We start from the raw sequence: 19,542 nt of genomic DNA, 5'->3' as shown, positions 1-19,542 counted from the left end.
CATTACTTTGCTCCATTAAACGCTTCTTGGAATTTAGTCATAAATAAATCAGTTTCTTGTTCAGTTTCTGCAAGCTCCTCCTCAGGAAGAGGTGGCATTTCTTCTACACTGTTTAAACCAAAATAATGTAAAAATTCTTTAGTTGTTCCATATAGGATAGCACGTCCAGTTCCCTCTGAACGTCCTATTTCTTTAATCAGTCCTCTTGACACTAATGTCTGAATGGGTCTTTCACATTTTACACCGCGTAAATCTTCTATAGCTACACGGGTAATTGGTTGTTTATACGCTACAATCGCTAATACTTCCAGAGAAGCTTGGGATAATGATTGAGCAGTTGGATTTTCTACTAATCTTTGAATAATATCTGCTAAATCTGATTTGGTAATAAGCTGATAAACGCCTGCCATTTCTTTCACAGTTATTCCTCTAGCAATATCTTCCTCATAGGCATTTTTCAATGCATCCATCGCCTGTACGATAATCTCATCTTGTTCACCTAGCAGCTGAGAAAGTTGTTTAATTGTTAAGCCATCATCTCCGACAACGAACAATAAGGCTTCAATTCTACTCTGTAACATCAATGTTTTCGTCATCTTCCCATACCTCCTTCTGTAAGGTAACCATTAATTCTTCAAAGTTACCATCTTGCTCTACGATGACTACCTGACGTTTCATCAATTCAAGAAGGGATACAAACGTCAGAATAAGAGTCGGCTTATCTTCATAGGGAAAAAGCTCGAAAAATGATGCACGTCCACCTGTTATTCGTAAAGAATCAACAACAGACCGCATTTGATCTTTCACTGACCGTTCTTGCCTCGTAATGGTCGTTTTTAGAGGCTTCTTTAATTTTTTTCGGCGCATCAATTTTTGAAATGCTCCAAGCATATCATAGATATTCACATTCAAATCAAATAAAGCCATTTGTTCATCTGACGCTAAAACGGTTAAATCTGCTGGCGGCCTTGTAAATACCTGCGCTCGATCGGTTTCAAGCTCTTGTAGATTACTAGCCGCTTCTTTGTATTTCTTATATTCGATTAATCGTTGCACCAGTTCTTCACGTGGGTCTGGGCCATCTACCTCCAATTCGGCATCTTCCATTTCACCCTCATGAATAGGTAAAAGCATACGGCTTTTAATCGCCAGCAGCGTTGCGGCCATTACTAAATATTCACTTGCTTCATTTAACTCCAGTACTTGCATAGCATGTATATGGTCGATATATTGTTGTGTAATTTCAGCCATTGGAATATCATAGATATCAATTTCCAATCTGTGAATTAAATGCAATAATAGATCAAGAGGCCCTGAAAAGGCATCTAATTTTACTTCATAAGACATTATTTTACCACCCTGAGATTCTATGTTCTTTTAGTATAGTGGAAAGGAGTTCAAAATGCATCCACAGCATCATACTTTATTTATCGATTACTGCGCTTATTTTAACGGCAATCAGGATTTTTTCGAATGCCATGAAGTGCTTGAGGAGTATTGGAAGGAAATTGCGCCTGGTGATAAAATGCACCCATTGGTTGGCTATGTTCAGCTCGCAACAGGCTTATATCATTGGCGGCGTGGTAATGATACTGGCGCTATACGAATTTTAGAAAAAGCATTTCATAATTTTCAACAAAATGAGGGACATATCTTTTTCCACGAAATTAGTTATTATCAACTCCTGACAGAAATCAAAAATACGCTCGCTGCTATTAAAGCAGGCAAGTCCTTTCATGCATTCCAGCTCACCCTTTCACCCAATTTGCTGGAATTAGTTGTAGCGCGCATACGAATTTTACCACACTATAACTCAAACTATCTTCTTCATAAACATATGCTACGAGATCGTTCACATATACTTGCTGAGCGACAAGAAAGCAAACAAAGAAAAAGCAGACGTTGTTAATCGTCTGCTTTTTTATCGATGCAATTAATACATTTTTGAACGAATTGACGTGTTTCATCAGTTGCACGTACATTTTCATAGTGGCCAAGGTCTGCTACTTCCTGAAGCATTTCTTTGGCAACACCTTCACCCCTATAGGAAGGGATAACAGATACATGTTGGATAGTAGCAGTATTATGCTCATCTGTTACAAGCCCAACAATGCCAACATATTCATCATTCTTTTTCCATAAGTATAAAACCCAATTATCATCATTTTCATAGGAGTGGATGGTCTCTGTAAGCTTTTTTACGTCTTTTTCGTTCGGCATAAACGAAAGTAGCCCCATTGCTATTTTCTCTAAAGCTTTTTTATATCGAATTAACATATTTGTCTATTCCCTCTTTTTCTAGCTGTACATAATCTTTGACTATCCTACACGATTTGTACTTTTACCGCAAGCCAATTTCTGTCTTACGAACCAGGTCCGAGAATTCCTTTAGACGCCAACACCCAATAGACAACGCCCCACAACAAAATAAAAGTTGAAATGGACGCTAGTAATACCCATTTATTCTTCCTCAAATTTACTCACCCTTTTTTAAAGTTAGCGGGAGATCGTTTTGCACAATATCTTCATAACTTTCGCGGCGAATAGCTAGTTGATGCTGTCCATTCTCTACAAATACAACAGCAGGTCTAGGAACACGGTTATAGTTACTCGCCATTGAATAACCATATGCACCTGTACAGAAAATGGCTAAAATATCACCTGAAGCTGCATCTTGTAGTTTAGCATCAATAATTAATTTATCGCCAGATTCACATAATTTACCAGCAACTGTATAGATTTCATTCTTCGGCTCATTCACTTTACCTGCAATGACAGCCTCATACTTAGCGTCGTACAATGCTGGGCGGATGTTATCACTCATCCCTCCATCAACAGCAATATATTTTCGCACATCTGGTACTGTTTTCTGTGATCCGATTGTATAAAGAGATGTTCCTGCATCACCTACAAGTGATCGACCTGGTTCAATCCAAATTTCTGGCATTTTTAGTCCAAGCACAGTTGCTTTATTTTTTACAACTGTAATCATATCCTCTACATATACTTGTGGTTCAAGCGGTGCATCTTCTTCAGTATAACGAATACCAAAGCCCCCACCTAAGTTTAACACAGTACATGTAAATCCGTGAGCCTTGTTCCAATCAGAAATTTTGTCAATCAATTTTTCTCCTGCCAATGCAAAGCCAGCAGTGTCAAAAATTTGTGAGCCAATGTGACAATGTAAGCCCAGAAGCTCTAGGAATTCATGGTTAAATGTTTGTTGGAATGCCTCATCCGCTTGACCATTGTTTAAGTCAAAGCCAAATTTTGAATCTGCTTGACCTGTCGTAATGAAATCATGCGTATGCGCTTCAACTCCTGGTGTAACACGTAGTAAGATCCGCATTTTTTGTTGACGGTGTTCAGATATTTCTTTTAAAAGCTGAATTTCATAGAAATTATCTACAACAATACAACCGATTTTGGAGTCAAAAGCTAGCTCTAATTCTGAAATGCTTTTATTATTGCCATGGAAATGAATGCGCTCTGCTGGAAATCCTGCTTTTACAGCTGTAAATAATTCTCCACCTGATACAACATCCAATGATAAATTTTCTTCTGCTGCTAATTGATACACAGCTACACATGCAAATGCTTTTGAAGCATAAGCTACTTCTGCTTTTACGCCTAGTTTTTTAAACGTATCGATAAAGCTCCGAGCACGCTTCCGAATAAGTGCCATATCATACACAAAAAGTGGCGTACCATACTCTTTGGCAAGCTCCAGTGTGTCTACCTGTCCTATTGTTAAATGACCATCCTCAGAAATCGCTTGTGTTCCATATAAATGCATGTGCATCTCTCCCTTTTCACTTCGTTCCATTCTGTCACTTTTACCGAAATATGATAGGATCTACCATTGGAAATAGAGGTATCCCATCAAAAATTAATTTCATCCAGCTTCAAGAGGCCTATGTATAAAACCTCCCTTTTGCTGAATGAAAATAATTTTTGCAAAAATCACAAAATACTATATGTGAACTTTATCACATGAAAAAAACGAGTGCAACGGCTCCTATGATCTTTTTCGCTGTTTGGAAGCGACTACATAAGGTCTTAATGCATCTGCCGTCATTGGGAAACGAATAAGGACACGTAGCATCGCCATTGGGAAGAATGGAACAAGCGGCCAAAAATATGGTGCCTGCATTGGTCGTAATGAACATAAATACGTAAACACTAAGAATATGCCAATGAATAAACCATTAACGCCCCAAATACCTACCATAATCAATAAGAACAGCCTAAATATTTTTATGGAGATACTTAGCTCATAGGACGGGATAATAAAGATGAGAATAGCTGCAACCGCTGTATACAGTACAACCTCTGCTGAGAATAGTCCCACATCGATCGCAATTTGACCAATAATTACCCCCGCAACCAAGCCCATCGCAGTAGACAATGGTGTCGGAGTATGAATGGCGGCCATCCTCAAAAATTCAATACCAATATCTGCAATAAGTATTTGCAGTAATAAGGGTACATGCGATTTCTCCTGAGTCCCTAAAAAAGAAAGAGCATCTGGAAGCAATGATTCATTTGTTGCAAATACATACCACAAAGGTAATAAAAGTAAACCCATAATGGCGCCGAAATACCGCATAAAACGTACAAATGTACCAACTAGTGGCGCCTGTCTATATTCCTCCGCATGCTGTAGTAAATGGAAAATCGTAATTGGCACAAGAATAACAGACGGTGAAGTATCTACCATTATGGCGATATGCCCTTCCAGTAAATGTGCTGCAGCAATATCTGGCCTTTCCGTGTAACGAACAAACGGAACTGGATGGAATTTTTGCTTAAACAGCCATTCTTCTAATGATTTATCAGCCATTGTCAAACCATCGTGGTTAATCTGGTCAAGGCGCTGTCGTAATTTTTCGAGCATATCTTCATTGGCAACGTCCTTCATATACGCTATGGCGACGTCGGTTTGGCCGATTTTGGATATTTTATGTAGCTCGAAACGTAAATTACTATTGCGAATCCGCCTACGAATTAAAGCCGTATTTTGAGATATTCCTTCTGTAAAACCATCCCTTGAGCCACGTATTACCTTTTCATTGTCGGGCTCCTCAGGGGAACGTCCTGGATAGTTTCTGAGCTCGGCAACGTAGCAATAGCCACTTTTAGTAATAAAGGTCACTTGCCCGCTTAAAATGGCTAATAAATAAGCTTTACGCTCGGTTTCCTCTGAACGTCCGTGAAAGTTAAAATAAGACTCGAAATACTCCTTCTCATCCTCCACATCAATTTCATAGTCCTCATCTGGGAGCATGCTTGAAAGTAATTGTGTTAGGGCTTCTCCATCCACAAGTCCACTAATATAGGCGCAAAGAACCGGCAAATCTTTGACAAATAAATGCTTAATTCCAACGTCAAATGATTCGCCGTCACCAAATTGCTCCTTAAGAAAATCTTCGGCTGCTTCTAAGTTGCTAAATAATTTATTTGTCATGCTGTCACCATTTTCTTAGATGTCTTTTTTTATTGCTTCTTGCTCTACAGTTGCGCTTGTAGCCATCCAACTTTTTAATTGAGCAAGAATTTTTTTCTCCAAACGGGATACTTGCACCTGTGATATGCCTAACCTATTTGCAATCTCAGTTTGCGTACAATCTGAAAAATATCGTAAATAAATGATAGACTGTTCCCTTGGTTCAAGCCTTGTAAGCACTTCTTTAAGCGGGATATAATCAAATGGCTGCTCGGATTTTTCATCCTTCATTTGATCCATCAATGTAATGGAATCCCCTTCACTTTCATACAATTGCTCATGTAGAGATGCTGGATCTCTTAATGCATCCGATGCTGTCACAATTTCCTCGGTTGTCACACCAAGCACCTGAGCTAATTCCTGAATAGTTGGTGGGTGTTCATTTTTTTTAATAAATTCATCTGTAGCATGTCGGATTTTAAAATTCAGCTCACGAATAGAGCGACTCACCTTCACCATGCCATCATCCCTTAAAAAACGTTGAATTTCACCAATAATCATAGGGACTGCATAGGTTGAAAATTTAACGTCATAAGTTAAATCGAATTTATCCACGGACTTCATGAGTCCTATGCAGCCAATCTGGAATAAATCCTCGAGCTCAACACCTCTCGTTGTAAAACGTTGAACAATGGACCACACAAGCCTCGTATTGCCTTCTACCATTCGTTTACGAGCCTCGTGATCGCCCTGCTGCGCGCGTGCTATTAAATCACGCATTTCCTCCTGAGACAATAGTTTTTCGGACGACTGTTCTAAGGGCTTCACCTCGATACCCTCACATTACCGCTGTGCGAACTGTGTAAAATTTCTTCATAAATGTTACAGTTGTGCCTTCTTGCCACTTAGACATGACTGTTAGCTGATCAGAAAAGCTATCCATAATCGTAAAGCCCATACCGGATCGCTCCATTGCACTTTTTGTTGTAAATAATGGCTCCATCGCTTGACTTACGTCTTCGATTCCTACCCCTTTATCCATCACAGACACCGTTACAATGTCATCCTCACGCTTAGCGTGAACAGTAACAACACCCTTGCCATTCTCCTCATAACCATGAATAATGGCATTGGAAACCGCTTCTGAGACAACTGTTTTAAATTCAGATAGCTCATCAATAGTTGGGTCTAATTGTGCGATAAAGCCCGTGACTGCTACACGTGCTAAGGCTTCATTTTCACTAAGTGCTAAAAAAGTTAATGTCATTTGGTTATCCATTTACAATCCCCCTTACGCGATCAATCGCTTGTTCCTCTGTTCCATCCATCATCCATGGCCCTAGACCTGAAAATTGAAAAACTTTTCGCATTGTTGGCGATGGATTCAATAAAATAGTTCGCCCAGCAACTGCCTCTAATTCACGCATACGACCAAGCACCAAGCCTACACCCGAACTATCCATAAAAGATAGCCCTTCTAAGTTCCAAATGATGGTCGACACAGTACCTTGAAAAATTGCTGCAGATATTTTCGCTCGAATTTGCTCTACTGCATGATGATCGAGCTCCCCAAATAAACGTATTACGACTGTCTCTCTTGTGACCATTTCTAATTGAAAATGCATGAACATCGCCTCCTCCTCGTGCAATTCCACATTTAAGACGGTGAATCCTTGTGGCTGACAGAACTAGTGCAAAGTCTTCTGAAATAGTGTCAAATCGACATACTCATAGCTTTTTAGGTTTATGTGCAGTATGGGATAAATGAACATTTTTTAAACAAGATGCCGTTATCTCAGTATGAAATTTCTACGAAAATGTAAGCATTTCATAGGTTTAGTTTTCGAACGACAAAAAAGCGAGAGCCCTCTTAATGTGAGAGCTCTCGCAAATGAATCTTTATGCAATTGTATAAGCTTGTTGTACTTTGTGAATCGTTTCTTCAGCGATTTGGGTATTGGAATATAAATAAGCAATAGTATCCCCATTGTTTACACGATCGCCTTTTTTAGCAATTAGCTGAATGCCTGCGTCATAATCAAGCGCGGATTCCTTCGTTAAACGCCCAGCGCCTAGACCGACACTCGCTTCACCAACTAATAGTGCATTTATCGTTTCCACTGATCCTTCCGTCACCGCCGTCACCGCAACTTTATAAGCAGTTTCCGTTTGGACGATATCAGACACATCCCCACCTTGTGCAACAATAAACTCCTCAAACTTCGCAGCTGCAGAACCATCTGTCAGCACACGCTTAACAGCGGCAGTTGCTTCAGCTTCATCAACACCTGCGGCAACTTGATACATTAAAGAAGCAATGACTACACATTCATCTAGCAAATCCTCATGTGTTTCTTCCATACGTCCACTTAATAGTGCATAGGCCTCCAAAACCTCAAGCTTATTACCAATCATTTTACCTAAAGGATTATCCATATCACTTATATGGGCAACCACTCTACGTCCAAGTTTTTCCCCAATAGCTGTCATTGTATCAGCTAATCGTTGAGCTTCTTCTTGCGTCTTCATAAACGCACCTGAACCACATTTAACATCAAGGACAATACCATCCGCGCCACTGGCAATTTTTTTGCTCATAATAGATGCAGCAATTAATGGGATTGAATCGACAGTACCTGTCACATCTCTTAATGCATACAACTTCTTGTCGGCTGGTACAAGATTTCCTGTTTGTCCAGCAACTGCAATTTTATGTCGATTAACATTATCAATGAATTCTTGTGAGGAAAGCTCTGTTTTGAAGCCTTGGATTGACTCTAATTTATCGATTGTTCCCCCTGTAATTCCTAGACCTTTTCCACTAAACTTAGCTACTGGAATCCCTAGAGACGCAATAATTGGAGTAACTACAAGTGTTACCTTATCACCAACACCGCCTGTCGAGTGTTTATCAATTTTAAAGCCTTCAATAGAAGTTAAATCAATGACATCTCCTGATTCAATCATTGCTTTTGTTAAATAAAACGTTTCTTCATCAGACATTCCTAATAGACGAATCGCCATTAAGAGTGAACTTGCTTGATAATCAGGGATCGAACCTGTTGTATAGCCATCAACAAAATACTGAATTTCTGCTTGTGTGAGCTCTAATCCTTGTTTTTTCTTTTCAAACAATTGCACCATATTCATTCGAAAAACCCCCTTATTTCAATTCTTGTAAGAAACTTTTGCCGAATGCTGGTGCTTCCACTTGAAAGTTTTCAGCCACTGTAGCTGCAATATCTGCAAAAGTTTCACGAAGTGCTAGTTCAACTCCACCATTAAATCGTGGAGAATAGACAATTAACGGTACATATTCACGTGTATGATCTGTGCCGTGGAAGGTTGGATCATTTCCGTGGTCTGCAGTAATAATTAATAAATCATCTTCTGACATTGCATTTGTAATTTCTGGTAGTCGTGCATCAAATTCTTGTAAGGCTTGCCCATAACCCAATGGATCACGACGATGTCCAAAATTGGCATCAAAGTCTACTAAATTTAAGAAGCTTATACCACGGAAGTCACGGCAGACACCTTCAGCAAATTTGTCCATGCCATCCGTATTATTTTTAGTACGTACTGCATCTGTGACACCTTCGCCATTAAAAATATCGGAGATTTTACCGATTGCGATCACATCTAAGCCTGCGTCCTTCAAGACATTCATCGTCGTACGACCAAATGGCTTCAGCGCATAGTCATGTCGATTTGAAGTACGTGTGAAGTTTCCTGGCGTACCAACAAACGGACGTGCAATCACGCGTCCTACTAAATATTCTGGCTGTAATGTTAATTCACGTGCGATTTCACAGATTTTATATAATTCATCTAATGGAATAATTTCCTCATGTGCAGCAATTTGTAAAACTGGATCAGCTGATGTATAGACAATAATTGCACCAGTTTCCATATGCTCTTTACCGAAGTCCTCAATTACTTGTGTTCCACTTGCTGGTTGATTGCAAAGTACTTTACGACCCGTACGTTTTTCTAACTCAGCAATCAACTCTACGGGAAATCCTTCAGGATACACCTTAAATGGCTTATCAATATTCAAGCCCATAATTTCCCAGTGCCCTGTCATCGTATCTTTCCCTACAGATGCTTCTTGCATTTTGCCATAGTATGCTTTTGGCTCATTTGTCGCTTGTATACCCTGCAGCGGTTCGATATTCGCCAAACCAAATGACTCCATCACCGGCATTGTAAGCCCATTCATTTTTTCAGCGATGTGTCCTAATGTATGTGCTCCTACATCGCCAAAGCTTGCAGCATCTGGCGCTTCACCAATTCCGACAGAGTCCATTACAACGACATGGATTTTGTTAAAAGGTTTATTCATTATTATTGCCTCCAATCTCATGACTCTATTTTACCAAAAAAATGCGAAAAATAAAGGTCAGACATCCGACCGAAAAAAATTTCTGAAACTTTTAAGCGCGGGGATGGAATTGCTTATATACTTCTGATAATCTCGTTTTACTAATATGTGTATAAATTTGCGTTGTGGAAATATCAGCATGACCTAGCATCTCTTGTACAGCACGTAAATCTGCCCCATTTTCGACCAAATGAGTAGCAAAAGAGTGACGTAATGTGTGTGGTGTTAACTCATGTTGGATGCCTGCCTTCAAAGCATGCTCCTTCATTAATTTCCAACAACCTTGTCTTGTTAAACGTTTCCCTCTTTGATTGATAAAAAACGCATCAGTTTTTGGATATTTTCCCTGCAATTGACCCCGAGCATTGTTTAAATAGGCATTTATGGCTGATAGCGCACTTTTGCCTAGTGGTATGATCCGCTCTTTTCCACCCTTCCCAAAAACACGTACAAAGCCCATTGTTAAATGAATATCGGCTAAATCCAAAGCTATAAGCTCACTAATCCGCATACCAGAACCATATAATAACTCCAACATCGCTAGATCACGAACACCTTGTGGCTTACTTCGATTCGGTGCAGTCAGTAAAGCTTCTATTTCTTCTATAGATAAGATATTCGGTAACTTTTGCTCAATTGTTGGCATTTCTAGATGTACCGTTGGATCTGATTCAGCACGCTTTTCTCGTAGTAAAAATTGGTGAAAACTACGAATGGAGGAGATATGGCGAGCAATGGTACGGCTTGTCTTCCCTTGTGCACGTAGTTGCTCTAAATGTCGTAGTATGGTCGTTCGTTCTACACGGCTAAAATTAGCCATGCCCTCTGCTTCCTGCAAAAAATTCACATAGCTTTCTAAATCTCGGCGATAGGATGCTAATGTATTAACAGATAACTGCCGTTCCACTTGGATAAAATGGATATAGTCCTCTACTGCAAATTGAAATTCATTCATCACAACGCCCCCTCACTGTCAATTATTCTCTATTTTAGCATGGCTATTAGAAATGTGCTAAAGCACCCTCCATTCGACATAAATCAACCATAATACGGATCTTCTATTTCATAAAAAAACAAAAAACTGCCCGATTCAATCTATACCAAAGATTAAAACAGACAGCTTTTTGTTATTTTTCTTCATTCGATTCGTCGTTTTTATCATGACAGCGCCAGCAAATGCCGTGGAAAGTTAGTCGGTGATCCTTTATGATAAAGTTCCAACGCTTTTCAACAACGGCTTCCACATCTTCAAGTAAATCTTCTTGAATTTCATCAACAGCTCCACATTCAATACAAACTAGATGATGGTGGAAATGGGCAGCTCCCTCTTGGCGTAGGTCATAGCGCGATACACCATCGCCAAAGTTGATTTTGTCGACAATTTTGAGCTCAGTTAATAATTCTAACGTTCTATAAACAGTAGCTAGACCAATTTCTGGTGCTTTTTCTTTTACTAAAAGATATACATCTTCAGCACTTAGGTGGTCTTCTTCGTGCTCAAGCAAGACAGCAACTGTTGCTTCTCGCTGCGGCGTCAGCTTGTAACTAGCACTATGCAGCTGTTTTTTTATACGATCAATTCGGCTCTCCATGTGACGCCCCCCTAAACTCTTTCCATTATACCAAAGGAGTAAATCCTATTACAAGATAGTGAATAGATTTCTAACATGCTTCTACTTTTTTATCTGATCACAATTGTTGTCTACTAAATCCATCATTTTAACACATAAGAAATAACAATAAACTCAGCAACTATTATGATGAAAAATGTGATAAAATTCAACAAAATTGTCCGACCAGATACTTGTTTCCCGATTTTTCGCTTTGACCAAGCAGGTACAAGTAAATTGCATAGGACTAGCAACAATATACAATAGATAAGCTGAAATGGAAACCACCAAATCGTATAAAGCCAAAAAGCTTCAAGTTTTTGTAATAAAAAAACTGAACTAAAGCCAAAAAAAGTCGCACGCATGGCTACCGTCACACGCACTAAAATTTTTAATACACTATGTGTTGCTAGTAGTAATACAAGACCTATGGAAATAGCGACAGGAAGCACTAAACGAAAAATCGATTGCCTGTCCCCATCTGCTAAACGAGGTTCTATAAATAAAATAAATGGTTCCGCTTTCGGTCCACCAATAATATGAAAGAAAATAACGCCGCAAACAAAACTAACTGCAATGATGGAAGCGTGATAAAATATAGACACCGTACGAGACATAAACATGCTCCTTTTCTATCAAGGTTTGTACAGCTTATGCTCGTCCGTCTCTATTATGCTAAAGATTATTTTCTAAATTTGTAGCAAGCCAAAGTACGGCAAATGCTGTTTTAGCATCAAATATACGTTGATCTGCCACCATTGATTGTGCCTCTTCCAACGAAACTTCTAATAGTTCGACAAACTCATCCTCATCTAACGCTGCTTTATTTTCGATTTTATATAATTCCTTTGCTACATATAGATGAATGACCTCATCTGCAAATCCAGGGGACGTTGCAAAAGTTTGTAAAAATGTAAGGCTGTGCGCTCCGTAGCCTGTTTCCTCTTCTAATTCACGGCGTGCTGTCATCATTGGTTCCTCACCAGATTCAATTTTCCCTGCAGGAATTTCAACAATAGAACGTTCAAGCGCCTTACGATATTGCTCTACTAACACTAATTTGCCCTCAGCTGTAACGGCAACGACCGCAACCGCTCCTGGATGCTTGATAATTTCACGCTTTGCAACCTGTCCATTTGGTAAAATTACTTCATCAACCTGGAGTTTTACTATTTTTCCGTCATAGATTGGTGTCGTTTTTGTCGTTTTTTCCTCAAACTTTTTCATAGACGATTACCTCACTTGTCCTTCAGATATGTTCATTGTACCATTACAAGTAGAGAAATCGAAGGAGGTCGTTTGTATGAAAAAAAGACAGCTTGGCACAAGTGAATTATTTATTTCTGAAATTAGTTTAGGAGGCATGTCACTTTCTACAGATAAAAAAGAAGCAGCTGCTATTGTCGATATGGCATTAGATGCAGGCATAAATTATATTGATACAGCAGATTTATATGATTTTGGGGCAAATGAGGAAATTATCGGCGTGACATTAGGGAAACGTCGTCAAGATGTTATTTTAGCAACAAAAGTAGGTAATCGCTGGACTGAAGGTGTTGAAGGCTGGTATTGGGATGCTTCTCCGTCCCATATAAAAGAAGCGATTCATGCTAGCTTGCGACGTTTAGGAACGGATTACATTGATGTTTATCAACTACATGGAGGTACAATAGAGGATGACTGGGATGGCATCATTGACACTTTTGAGGGCTTGAAAAAAGACGGTCTTATTCGTGAATATGGCATTTCCTCCATTCGTCCAAATGTGTTGCAACGTTTTTTACCTGCCAGCTCGGCAAAAAGTGTCATGATGCAATATAGTGCCTTAGATCGCCGTCCCGAAGAGTGGTTTGAATATATCGCGAAGGAAGGCGCTTCTGTTGTAACACGTGGCACAGTAGCAAAGGGCTTATTGACGAATAGTTGGCAGCAACGGTTACAGCGAGTAAATGGTTTTAACACCTATACAGCAGAAGAGTTAACAACAACGATAACAAGTTTAGCATCACATTATAATGATTTACATTCACTAGCTTTAGCATTTAATTTAAAAGAGTCTACTATCGCTTCTACAGTGATTGGAGCTAGCTCACAAGAACAACTAGCTCAAACCCTTTCTGCCTATGAAAAAATAGCTAAAATAACAGATTTTAAGGCAGCACATACTTTAACGAAAAATGAACAGTATCTGGAACACCGATGAAAAAGTGGATTATCTTCATCGCCTGTCTAGTTGTGCTAGTGATTTCCTCTAGCATGACCTACGAGCAACAAAGTATATTACCAGAACTAAAAGATCTATTAGCTAATAAACCTTTTGAACAACAACTATCCGTTTTAAAAATCCCATATTGGAACACAGTTGTATCAATTGAAGAGCGTGGGTATTTTCCATTTGTCGAATTTTTAATTCGTAAACTAATACATTTTATCGGTTTTGGGTGCATTGCGCTTGGTCTGTACTTTGCGTGGGGAAAACGCCGTTTTGCAGGAAGTGTTGCCATTGGAGGAACGGCTATTATCGCTATGCTTGATGAATTTCGTCAAAGCTTTACACCTGGTCGCACGATGAGCGGTCAAGATGTACTTGTTGATACAGTAGGAGCCATTGTTTTTGTTGGTTCTGTCGTAATCCTAAGGAAATTGTTCAAAAATAAAAGACAAAAAGCGCTTTTTTAGCCTTTTGTCTTTTATAAATATTTATTATAACAATTTCCAAAAATAGAGCGACTCTGTTTCTTTATACAAGGTAGCTCCTGCTTTTTCTAAAACTCGGTGGGAAGCAATATTATCCTTTTCAGTATCCGCAATAATATACTCAACGTTTGGTTGGCTATGTAACCAGTTTTTCATCGTTATAATTGTTTCAGTCATATAACCACGTCCCTGAAAACTTGGAAAAGTATAATAACCAATCACTACTTCCTGCCTGTCGTTTGGCATCCCTTTAAGCATAATACCACCAATAGCGCAATTTTGTTCTTTTAATACGATCAACCAATTTGTATACCAAATATAGTTTTCTTCATCTTCTAAAACTTTTGAGCGTCTATAATTCAAAGCCTGTTTAAGCTCAGCATCAAAAATCCTCTCTAGTTTACTTAATGACAGTTCATTTGCTAACTCTTTCTCATGCTCTATTAGTAATTTTAGATACTTAGCATTTAAAGGAATTAATCTTAATCTTTCAGTGTGTAATTCAAACAACTTTGTTCTCCTATCATAATTTAATCATTAGCTAAACTACAATAAGGTATATGTTATTGGCAGCGTCCCCCATTTTATGATCTCTTTCCTTTATAATATCGACTAATAAAGGACATTTTATAGGATATCTAAAAAACAGTGAATCCACATACGTGAATTCACTGTTTCCCATTTAATATTTAGTGCCTTTATTCCCATACTCATTCAACAATTCTTCAAACGATTTATTTTTTTCTCGTTGTTTGCGTTCAAAAGCTAGTTTTGCTTGACGTTCTTCTTCTGCAGCCTGTTCTTTCACTGTTAAATCTTGCTTAGCGGCTTTTAATTTAGCTAGAACATCGCCACCTAGTTGGTCCGCTAATGTGACTGTCTCATGCTTTGGCAAACTTGCTGCCATGCTATTGTTTTCATGTTGCTGTTGTTTTCGTTTCTTTCCCATTTCATTCACCTTCTTATTGACATCAAGGACGCTTCACAACTGTGGCTACGCCTTGACCACCACCAATACATAATGTTGCTAAGCCCATTTTTGCATCACGCTTTTCCATCTCATGTAGCAGCGTGACTAAAATACGAGCACCACTTGCACCAATCGGATGACCAAGAGCAATCGCGCCCCCGTTAACATTTAGTTTATCATGATTAAAGCTTAATTCACGATCTACAGCTATCGATTGTGCTGCAAATGCTTCATTTGCTTCAATTAAATCTATTTCATCTAAGGTTACAGCTGCCTTTGTTAGGGCTTTTTGGATTGCTTTAACTGGACCAGTTCCCATAATTGCAGGATCTACACCTGCGCTTGCATTAGCTGTTACAATAGCCATTGGTTGAATACCAAGTTCTTGTGCTTTTTCCTTTGACATCACAACAACCGCTGCAGCACCATCGTTAATGCCAGATGCGTTAGCCGCTGTTACTGAGCCATCCTTTTTAAATGCTGGACGTAGTTTGGCTAGAGATTCCTCTGTCACGCCTGCTCGAGGAAATTCATCCTTGTCGAACAAAATAGGCTCTCCCTTACGTTGTGGAATCTCTACTGCGACAATTTCATCTACAAATTTACCAGCTTCAATTGCCGCCTCTGTACGTTGTTGCGAGCGAGCTGAAAATGCATCTTGCTCTTCTCGTGAAATTTCATACATATCACATAAGTTTTCTGCTGTAATCCCCATATGATAATCATTAAAAGCACACCATAGACCATCATGAATCATTGTATCCACTACCTTTTGATCGCCCATTCGGAAGCCTTCACGCGCATTTTTTAAAACATAAGGCGCCTGGCTCATATTTTCAAAGCCACCCGCCACGATAATATCGGCGTCACCAGCTAAAATTGCCTGCGTTGCTAAATGCACAGCCTTTAAACCCGATCCACATACTTTATTAATTGTTAGTGCTGACACTTCATGTGGTAAACCAGCCTTTATTGCTGCCTGACGAGCTGGATTCTGTCCAAGTCCAGCAGATAATACGTTCCCCATAATAACCTCATCGACTTGTTCCCCTGTTACGCCTGCACGCGCTAATGCGTCCTTAATGACAATGCTACCTAAAGTTGTGGCCGGTACGTCTTTTAGTGTCCCCTGAAATGAGCCGATAGCTGTACGAACAGCACTCACAATTACTACCTCATTTGTCATGTCCATTCTCCCCTTTTCCCCGTTCAAAAATCAACACTGCTGCATATGCTACTAGCAGATATGTATATTTTAACAAATATTTTGACGATTTTCGATAATAGAAATAATCGCAGTTTTGCCAAAGTTATTGTAAAATGTTGACGTGTTTTAAACAATCTTAGTTGGGAACATTACAAATAAGAAACAGCATGTGGAGGTGTTTTATGATGAAGAAGAAGATGCTTTTATTCTCAGGTATTACAACAACGCTTGCCGCTGCAGCTACTGGTCTGTTCGGCTTTGCGCTTTCCAATAAATTAATGTATATTCAGCAAAAGGATCCAGAATTTATTCGTGAACGTGAAACGACAGCAAAACGCTTTGACGAAGCTTGGTACAATCAAAACCTGAAATGTGAACTCAATATTGATTCTCCTAATGGCTATACGCTTCGTGGAATTATGTTTCAGCCCCTGCAAACCAATAACACCATCATCATATGTCACGGCGTTACCGAAAATAAAATAAATTCCGTAAAATATGCTCGACTATTTGAAAGGCTTGGCTATAATTCAGTCATCTTTGACCATCGTCGTCATGGGGAATCTGGTGGCAAAACAACCAGCTATGGCTACTACGAAAAAAATGATCTTGACGCTGTGGTCAAGACAGTGAAAGCCATGATTGGTGAAGATGCTCTACTTGGTATCCATGGTGAATCCATGGGTGCGGCAACAATGTTACTTTATGCGGGTACGGTAGAAGATGGTGCTGATTTTTATATTTCAGATTGTGCGTTCTCCGATTTTTCCATGCTGCTCAAGCAAATTGCTAAAACAGAATTTAAATATGGCTCTATTATCCCCATTCGTTTTGCCGATTTCTTTGTTCGCCTCCGGGACGGCTACTCTTTCAAAAGTGTGACACCCGCTGAAGCAGTGACCCATATTGAAAAACCTGTGCTTTTTATCCATAGTATAACAGATACATTTATTCCTGCGTCCATGTCCCTAGATTTATACAATAAAAAAGTAGGTCCCAAAAAATTAAAGCTTTTTGATACAGGTGCACATGCCCAATCCTTTAATGAAAATATGGATGAATATGAAGATTTAATTCATGATTTTTTAGAAAGTTTTATTTACCAAAAAATAAATCGAGATTCGTCCTCTTCCAATGTCATTCCATTCCATTTTTAACACAAATAAAAAAACCTTGCTGACATGTTTGAAGCAAGGTTTTTCTAATAGATTTATTCTTCAAAAACGATATGCCATTCATCTCGTTTCTCTAAAAATTCTTTCGCTAATACTTGTGCTCCTTTTAAGCTATGGCTCGCAGCCCATCCACATTGTACCTCATTGCATGCAGGCACTGCTGTTGCCTTTGTTACATCAGTAAATGTTTTTTCTAATATTGTTAATAGGTCCTCATATTCATTATGGTTAATAAGTGATACATAGAAGCCTGTTTGGCAACCCATCGGACTGAAATCAACAATATGATCAGAGTAATTACGAATGATATCAGCAGATAAATGTTCTAATGAATGCAAAGCAGGCATTTCCATATGCTCTTTGTTAGGTTGCTTAAAGCGAATATCGTATTTGTACACTTCATCGCCGTTTTTCCCTGTTTTAACTCCCGCTAAACGAACATATGGGGCTTTTACTTTGGTATGGTCTAAATCAAAACTTTCAACATTTGTCTTTTCGCGCTCCATTTCTAACAGCTCCTTTTCTATCAATACTACTTATTATAGCTAGTTTTATCAAAATTAGTGCAAATATTTTAAATTGCTAGATTTTTTATATTTTTATAGAGAATTTTTAACTATTAGAGTTTCCTTCATTTGAAAAAATTATTTTCGTTCCTTTACTGTTGTAAAAAATCTTTACACCCTTTTGTTAAGGAATTATATGGATTTACTTATGTATAGTCGGATTGTAATCTCTTAGTCAGTTTCAAATTTCTAAATCGCTGAATCCAGTTGATAGGGGAAACCACATTTTTACGGTTGTCAATAAAATCCACGAGATGAATCCTTTTTAGGTAGGGCTACTAAATGGCTCGAATCCGACAGCTAACCTCATAAGCGTTATATGAGAAGGAAATGGGCTTGTAACACGAGAAAAAGTGTATCTTTAAGTAGTTCAAAATGGAGCAGCATTTGAACATAGTACAATGAGCTGGTTAAACGTTTCTCACAACTAAAGATAAAGGGATGTCTCAAAAATGATTGAGACATCCCCTTTCATGATTCCATGAAAAAAGCAACCAGTTACCTTAACCAGCTGCTCCTTAAAAATTCCAATTATTTTTGGAATTTATTCATTTGTGCCATCATTTGACGTACTTGCTTTTCAGACGGCGTACGACCCATTTGTGCCATCATCATACGAATCATTTGCTCATTAATAGGTGGGTTTTCTTTTAAATATTTCATCATAGCTTGACGAGCGAAATAGAAACCAAGTGCCGCTCCCGCTGCTAATGCGATAATTACGATAATAATCCAGCCCCATGTAGGCATACAACCAACCTCCTCCACTACAATATACCGAGAAAAACTCTCCACGCTCCATTATACACCAAATGACAGCGTGTTACTATATATTGTAGTGAAATTTCCTAGTGCATTGTATACTTCATCGGTTTCAACCACCCACACTCATTATCTTGTTTATTAAAAGCAATGAATCGTTCACTCATTTTAGCAAGCATCTGAAATAAATCTAAATCTAGCATTCGCGAACCTTCACAATAAACACAAATCTTACGATCGACCAAATAAATAGCCATCTTACCCTTTATCGGATGTTCTAAAAACAAAGCATTACGAGCTCTTTCTAAATGTGCATATTTGGAATCAAGTTGATGCTCCAACATTGCTGCAATTTCATCAAAACGAACTGCTTCACATATATACGCAAGCTCTTTTAAGGATTTCTCATTGGCGTCTTCACAGCCTTGCATCATCTCTAATAACTTTCGTTCTCTGCCAAAAATAAACGTTAAATGCTCTTCTTTTATCTTATATATGGAATAGGTTCTCACCAGAAATCCTCCTTCGCTCAGTTTCTTTTTAATAAGTATAGCTCATCCCATCATGTTAATTTGTCAAACGAAGGAAGGATTCATCTTCTATTTTTGTCGAAAAGCTTCTAGTTTAGGTTCTAAAAACTACTTTATGGCAGATAATATTTAGCGCTAGAATAGAACCGATATTTTTCATCGAAAACAAGCAATATGCACTCTTTAAGCACGTCA

24 protein-coding genes and 1 riboswitch are annotated in these 19,542 nt (G+C 38.7%); of the genes, 4 read left to right on the top strand and 20 right to left on the bottom strand.

The window, feature by feature from the left end; all coding sequences use genetic code 11:
- Positions 1-2 precede the first annotated feature (2 nt).
- Positions 3-596, bottom strand: coding sequence for an SMC-Scp complex subunit ScpB (scpB, locus tag AO843_RS17045; RefSeq protein WP_054612288.1), 594 nt, complete (start codon positions 594-596; stop codon positions 3-5).
- Positions 568-1,347 carry a segregation/condensation protein A gene (locus AO843_RS17040; RefSeq protein ID WP_054612287.1) on the bottom strand — a complete coding sequence of 260 codons (780 nt, stop codon included), beginning with the start codon at positions 1,345-1,347 and terminating at the stop codon, positions 568-570. The genes scpB and AO843_RS17040 overlap by 29 nt, the downstream gene beginning before the upstream one ends.
- Before the next feature lie 55 nt (positions 1,348-1,402).
- On the opposite strand from AO843_RS17040, the gene AO843_RS17035 reads away from it, so the two are divergent.
- On the top strand, positions 1,403-1,909 hold the full coding sequence (locus tag AO843_RS17035; protein WP_054612286.1) for a DUF309 domain-containing protein: 507 nt from the start codon (positions 1,403-1,405) through the stop codon (positions 1,907-1,909).
- Here the strand turns inward: AO843_RS17035 and AO843_RS17030 are convergent.
- The 12 genes from AO843_RS17030 to AO843_RS16975 all read right to left on the bottom strand — a co-directional run bounded on the left by AO843_RS17030 (position 1,906) and on the right by AO843_RS16975 (position 12,667).
- Entirely contained in the window at positions 1,906-2,277 is a 372-nt protein-coding gene (locus AO843_RS17030; protein WP_054612285.1) for a GNAT family N-acetyltransferase, read from the bottom strand. The two genes, AO843_RS17035 and AO843_RS17030, sit on opposite strands and share 4 nt — an antisense overlap.
- A gap of 199 nt (positions 2,278-2,476) precedes the next feature.
- On the bottom strand, positions 2,477-3,796 hold the full coding sequence (lysA, locus tag AO843_RS17025) for a diaminopimelate decarboxylase (RefSeq protein WP_054612284.1): 1,320 nt from the start codon (positions 3,794-3,796) through the stop codon (positions 2,477-2,479).
- A gap of 222 nt (positions 3,797-4,018) precedes the next feature.
- Positions 4,019-5,467, bottom strand: a complete 1,449-nt coding sequence (locus AO843_RS17020; protein ID WP_054612283.1) for a spore germination protein — start codon at positions 5,465-5,467, stop codon at positions 4,019-4,021.
- 15 nt (positions 5,468-5,482) lie between these two features.
- Positions 5,483-6,226 carry an RNA polymerase sporulation sigma factor SigF gene (gene sigF, locus AO843_RS17015; RefSeq protein ID WP_283778184.1) on the bottom strand — a complete coding sequence of 248 codons (744 nt, stop codon included), beginning with the start codon at positions 6,224-6,226 and terminating at the stop codon, positions 5,483-5,485.
- A 58-nt stretch (positions 6,227-6,284) separates the two neighbouring features.
- A complete protein-coding gene (spoIIAB, locus tag AO843_RS17010; RefSeq protein WP_054612281.1) occupies positions 6,285-6,725 on the bottom strand; it encodes an anti-sigma F factor in 441 nt (146 codons plus the stop codon).
- The gene (gene spoIIAA, locus AO843_RS17005) at positions 6,718-7,071 is read right to left on the bottom strand and encodes an anti-sigma F factor antagonist (RefSeq protein ID WP_054612280.1); all 354 of its coding nucleotides are present in this window, start codon (positions 7,069-7,071) and stop codon (positions 6,718-6,720) included. Before spoIIAA ends, spoIIAB begins: the two co-directional genes overlap by 8 nt.
- 274 nt (positions 7,072-7,345) lie before the next feature.
- Positions 7,346-8,596: a thymidine phosphorylase gene (locus AO843_RS17000; protein ID WP_054612279.1), complete on the bottom strand. Its 1,251-nt coding sequence runs from the start codon at positions 8,594-8,596 to the stop codon at positions 7,346-7,348.
- 13 nt (positions 8,597-8,609) lie between these two features.
- On the bottom strand, positions 8,610-9,791 hold the full coding sequence (gene deoB, locus AO843_RS16995; RefSeq protein ID WP_054612278.1) for a phosphopentomutase: 1,182 nt from the start codon (positions 9,789-9,791) through the stop codon (positions 8,610-8,612).
- 91 nt (positions 9,792-9,882) lie between these two features.
- Entirely contained in the window at positions 9,883-10,785 is a 903-nt protein-coding gene (gene xerD, locus AO843_RS16990; RefSeq protein ID WP_054612277.1) for a site-specific tyrosine recombinase XerD, read from the bottom strand.
- Positions 10,786-10,957: 172 nt separating this feature from the next.
- The gene (locus AO843_RS16985) at positions 10,958-11,422 is read right to left on the bottom strand and encodes a ferric iron uptake transcriptional regulator (protein WP_004232171.1); all 465 of its coding nucleotides are present in this window, start codon (positions 11,420-11,422) and stop codon (positions 10,958-10,960) included.
- Between the two features lie 122 nt (positions 11,423-11,544).
- Positions 11,545-12,057 (bottom strand): hypothetical protein, encoded by a 513-nt coding sequence (locus AO843_RS16980; RefSeq protein WP_054612276.1) that lies wholly within the window; start codon positions 12,055-12,057, stop codon positions 11,545-11,547.
- Positions 12,058-12,115: 58 nt separating this feature from the next.
- A complete protein-coding gene (locus AO843_RS16975) occupies positions 12,116-12,667 on the bottom strand; it encodes an NUDIX domain-containing protein (RefSeq protein ID WP_054612275.1) in 552 nt (183 codons plus the stop codon).
- A 76-nt stretch (positions 12,668-12,743) separates the two neighbouring features.
- On the opposite strand from AO843_RS16975, the gene AO843_RS16970 reads away from it, so the two are divergent.
- Positions 12,744-13,643, top strand: coding sequence for an aldo/keto reductase (locus AO843_RS16970; RefSeq protein WP_054612274.1), 900 nt, complete (start codon positions 12,744-12,746; stop codon positions 13,641-13,643).
- Positions 13,640-14,119, top strand: a complete 480-nt coding sequence (locus AO843_RS16965; protein ID WP_054612273.1) for a VanZ family protein — start codon at positions 13,640-13,642, stop codon at positions 14,117-14,119. Before AO843_RS16970 ends, AO843_RS16965 begins: the two co-directional genes overlap by 4 nt.
- A gap of 24 nt (positions 14,120-14,143) precedes the next feature.
- On the opposite strand, the gene AO843_RS16960 is transcribed toward AO843_RS16965, so the two are convergent.
- The 3 genes from AO843_RS16960 to AO843_RS16950 form a co-directional block, all read right to left on the bottom strand.
- A complete protein-coding gene (locus tag AO843_RS16960; protein ID WP_054612272.1) occupies positions 14,144-14,647 on the bottom strand; it encodes a GNAT family N-acetyltransferase in 504 nt (167 codons plus the stop codon).
- A gap of 172 nt (positions 14,648-14,819) precedes the next feature.
- On the bottom strand, positions 14,820-15,086 hold the full coding sequence (locus AO843_RS16955; protein WP_054612271.1) for a YqkE family protein: 267 nt from the start codon (positions 15,084-15,086) through the stop codon (positions 14,820-14,822).
- A gap of 22 nt (positions 15,087-15,108) precedes the next feature.
- Positions 15,109-16,293, bottom strand: a complete 1,185-nt coding sequence (locus AO843_RS16950; protein ID WP_369814433.1) for an acetyl-CoA C-acetyltransferase — start codon at positions 16,291-16,293, stop codon at positions 15,109-15,111.
- A gap of 206 nt (positions 16,294-16,499) precedes the next feature.
- Between AO843_RS16950 and AO843_RS16945 the strand changes: the two genes are divergently transcribed.
- On the top strand, positions 16,500-17,471 hold the full coding sequence (locus AO843_RS16945; RefSeq protein ID WP_054612305.1) for an alpha/beta hydrolase: 972 nt from the start codon (positions 16,500-16,502) through the stop codon (positions 17,469-17,471).
- Positions 17,472-17,524: 53 nt separating this feature from the next.
- Here AO843_RS16945 and AO843_RS16940 read toward each other — a convergent pair whose 3' ends face one another.
- The 3 genes from AO843_RS16940 to sirA all read right to left on the bottom strand — a co-directional run bounded on the left by AO843_RS16940 (position 17,525) and on the right by sirA (position 19,329).
- Complete coding sequence (locus AO843_RS16940; protein ID WP_054612269.1) at positions 17,525-17,995, bottom strand: S-ribosylhomocysteine lyase; 471 nt, start codon at positions 17,993-17,995, stop codon at positions 17,525-17,527.
- A gap of 245 nt (positions 17,996-18,240) precedes the next feature.
- A riboswitch (cyclic di-AMP (ydaO/yuaA leader) is annotated at positions 18,241-18,386 on the top strand.
- A gap of 200 nt (positions 18,387-18,586) precedes the next feature.
- Positions 18,587-18,805: a YneF family protein gene (locus tag AO843_RS16935; protein WP_004232154.1), complete on the bottom strand. Its 219-nt coding sequence runs from the start codon at positions 18,803-18,805 to the stop codon at positions 18,587-18,589.
- A gap of 98 nt (positions 18,806-18,903) precedes the next feature.
- Positions 18,904-19,329, bottom strand: a complete 426-nt coding sequence (gene sirA, locus AO843_RS16930; protein ID WP_054612268.1) for a sporulation inhibitor of replication protein SirA — start codon at positions 19,327-19,329, stop codon at positions 18,904-18,906.
- Positions 19,330-19,542 lie beyond the last annotated feature (213 nt).

Origin of the sequence: Lysinibacillus sp. ZYM-1 (genome assembly GCF_001308875.1) — a bacterium.
In the GTDB taxonomy this organism is placed as follows: Bacteria; Bacillota; Bacilli; order Bacillales_A; family Planococcaceae; genus Lysinibacillus.
This window is presented reverse-complemented; position numbering and strand designations above follow the sequence as displayed.

Coding starts and splice junctions, on each gene's coding strand:
- AO843_RS16975 (WP_054612275.1), bottom strand. CDS start 12,667: ATGAAAAAGTTTGAGGAAAAAACGACAAAAACGACACCAATCTATGAC.
- lysA (WP_054612284.1), bottom strand. CDS start 3,796: ATGCATTTATATGGAACACAAGCGATTTCTGAGGATGGTCATTTAACA.
- AO843_RS17020 (WP_054612283.1), bottom strand. CDS start 5,467: ATGACAAATAAATTATTTAGCAACTTAGAAGCAGCCGAAGATTTTCTT.
- spoIIAA (WP_054612280.1), bottom strand. CDS start 7,071: ATGCATTTTCAATTAGAAATGGTCACAAGAGAGACAGTCGTAATACGT.
- AO843_RS17040 (WP_054612287.1), bottom strand. CDS start 1,347: ATGTCTTATGAAGTAAAATTAGATGCCTTTTCAGGGCCTCTTGATCTA.
- AO843_RS16955 (WP_054612271.1), bottom strand. CDS start 15,086: ATGGGAAAGAAACGAAAACAACAGCAACATGAAAACAATAGCATGGCA.
- deoB (WP_054612278.1), bottom strand. CDS start 9,791: ATGAATAAACCTTTTAACAAAATCCATGTCGTTGTAATGGACTCTGTC.
- AO843_RS16985 (WP_004232171.1), bottom strand. CDS start 11,422: ATGGAGAGCCGAATTGATCGTATAAAAAAACAGCTGCATAGTGCTAGT.
- AO843_RS16940 (WP_054612269.1), bottom strand. CDS start 17,995: ATGGAGCGCGAAAAGACAAATGTTGAAAGTTTTGATTTAGACCATACC.
- AO843_RS16980 (WP_054612276.1), bottom strand. CDS start 12,057: ATGTCTCGTACGGTGTCTATATTTTATCACGCTTCCATCATTGCAGTT.
- spoIIAB (WP_054612281.1), bottom strand. CDS start 6,725: ATGGATAACCAAATGACATTAACTTTTTTAGCACTTAGTGAAAATGAA.
- AO843_RS16965 (WP_054612273.1), top strand. CDS start 13,640: ATGAAAAAGTGGATTATCTTCATCGCCTGTCTAGTTGTGCTAGTGATT.
- AO843_RS16945 (WP_054612305.1), top strand. CDS start 16,500: ATGAAGAAGAAGATGCTTTTATTCTCAGGTATTACAACAACGCTTGCC.
- AO843_RS17030 (WP_054612285.1), bottom strand. CDS start 2,277: ATGTTAATTCGATATAAAAAAGCTTTAGAGAAAATAGCAATGGGGCTA.
- scpB (WP_054612288.1), bottom strand. CDS start 596: ATGACGAAAACATTGATGTTACAGAGTAGAATTGAAGCCTTATTGTTC.
- AO843_RS16950 (WP_369814433.1), bottom strand. CDS start 16,293: ATGACAAATGAGGTAGTAATTGTGAGTGCTGTTCGTACAGCTATCGGC.
- AO843_RS16935 (WP_004232154.1), bottom strand. CDS start 18,805: ATGCCTACATGGGGCTGGATTATTATCGTAATTATCGCATTAGCAGCG.
- AO843_RS16970 (WP_054612274.1), top strand. CDS start 12,744: ATGAAAAAAAGACAGCTTGGCACAAGTGAATTATTTATTTCTGAAATT.
- AO843_RS17000 (WP_054612279.1), bottom strand. CDS start 8,596: ATGAATATGGTGCAATTGTTTGAAAAGAAAAAACAAGGATTAGAGCTC.
- xerD (WP_054612277.1), bottom strand. CDS start 10,785: ATGAATGAATTTCAATTTGCAGTAGAGGACTATATCCATTTTATCCAA.
- AO843_RS17035 (WP_054612286.1), top strand. CDS start 1,403: ATGCATCCACAGCATCATACTTTATTTATCGATTACTGCGCTTATTTT.
- sigF (WP_283778184.1), bottom strand. CDS start 6,226: ATGCGTGATTTAATAGCACGCGCGCAGCAGGGCGATCACGAGGCTCGT.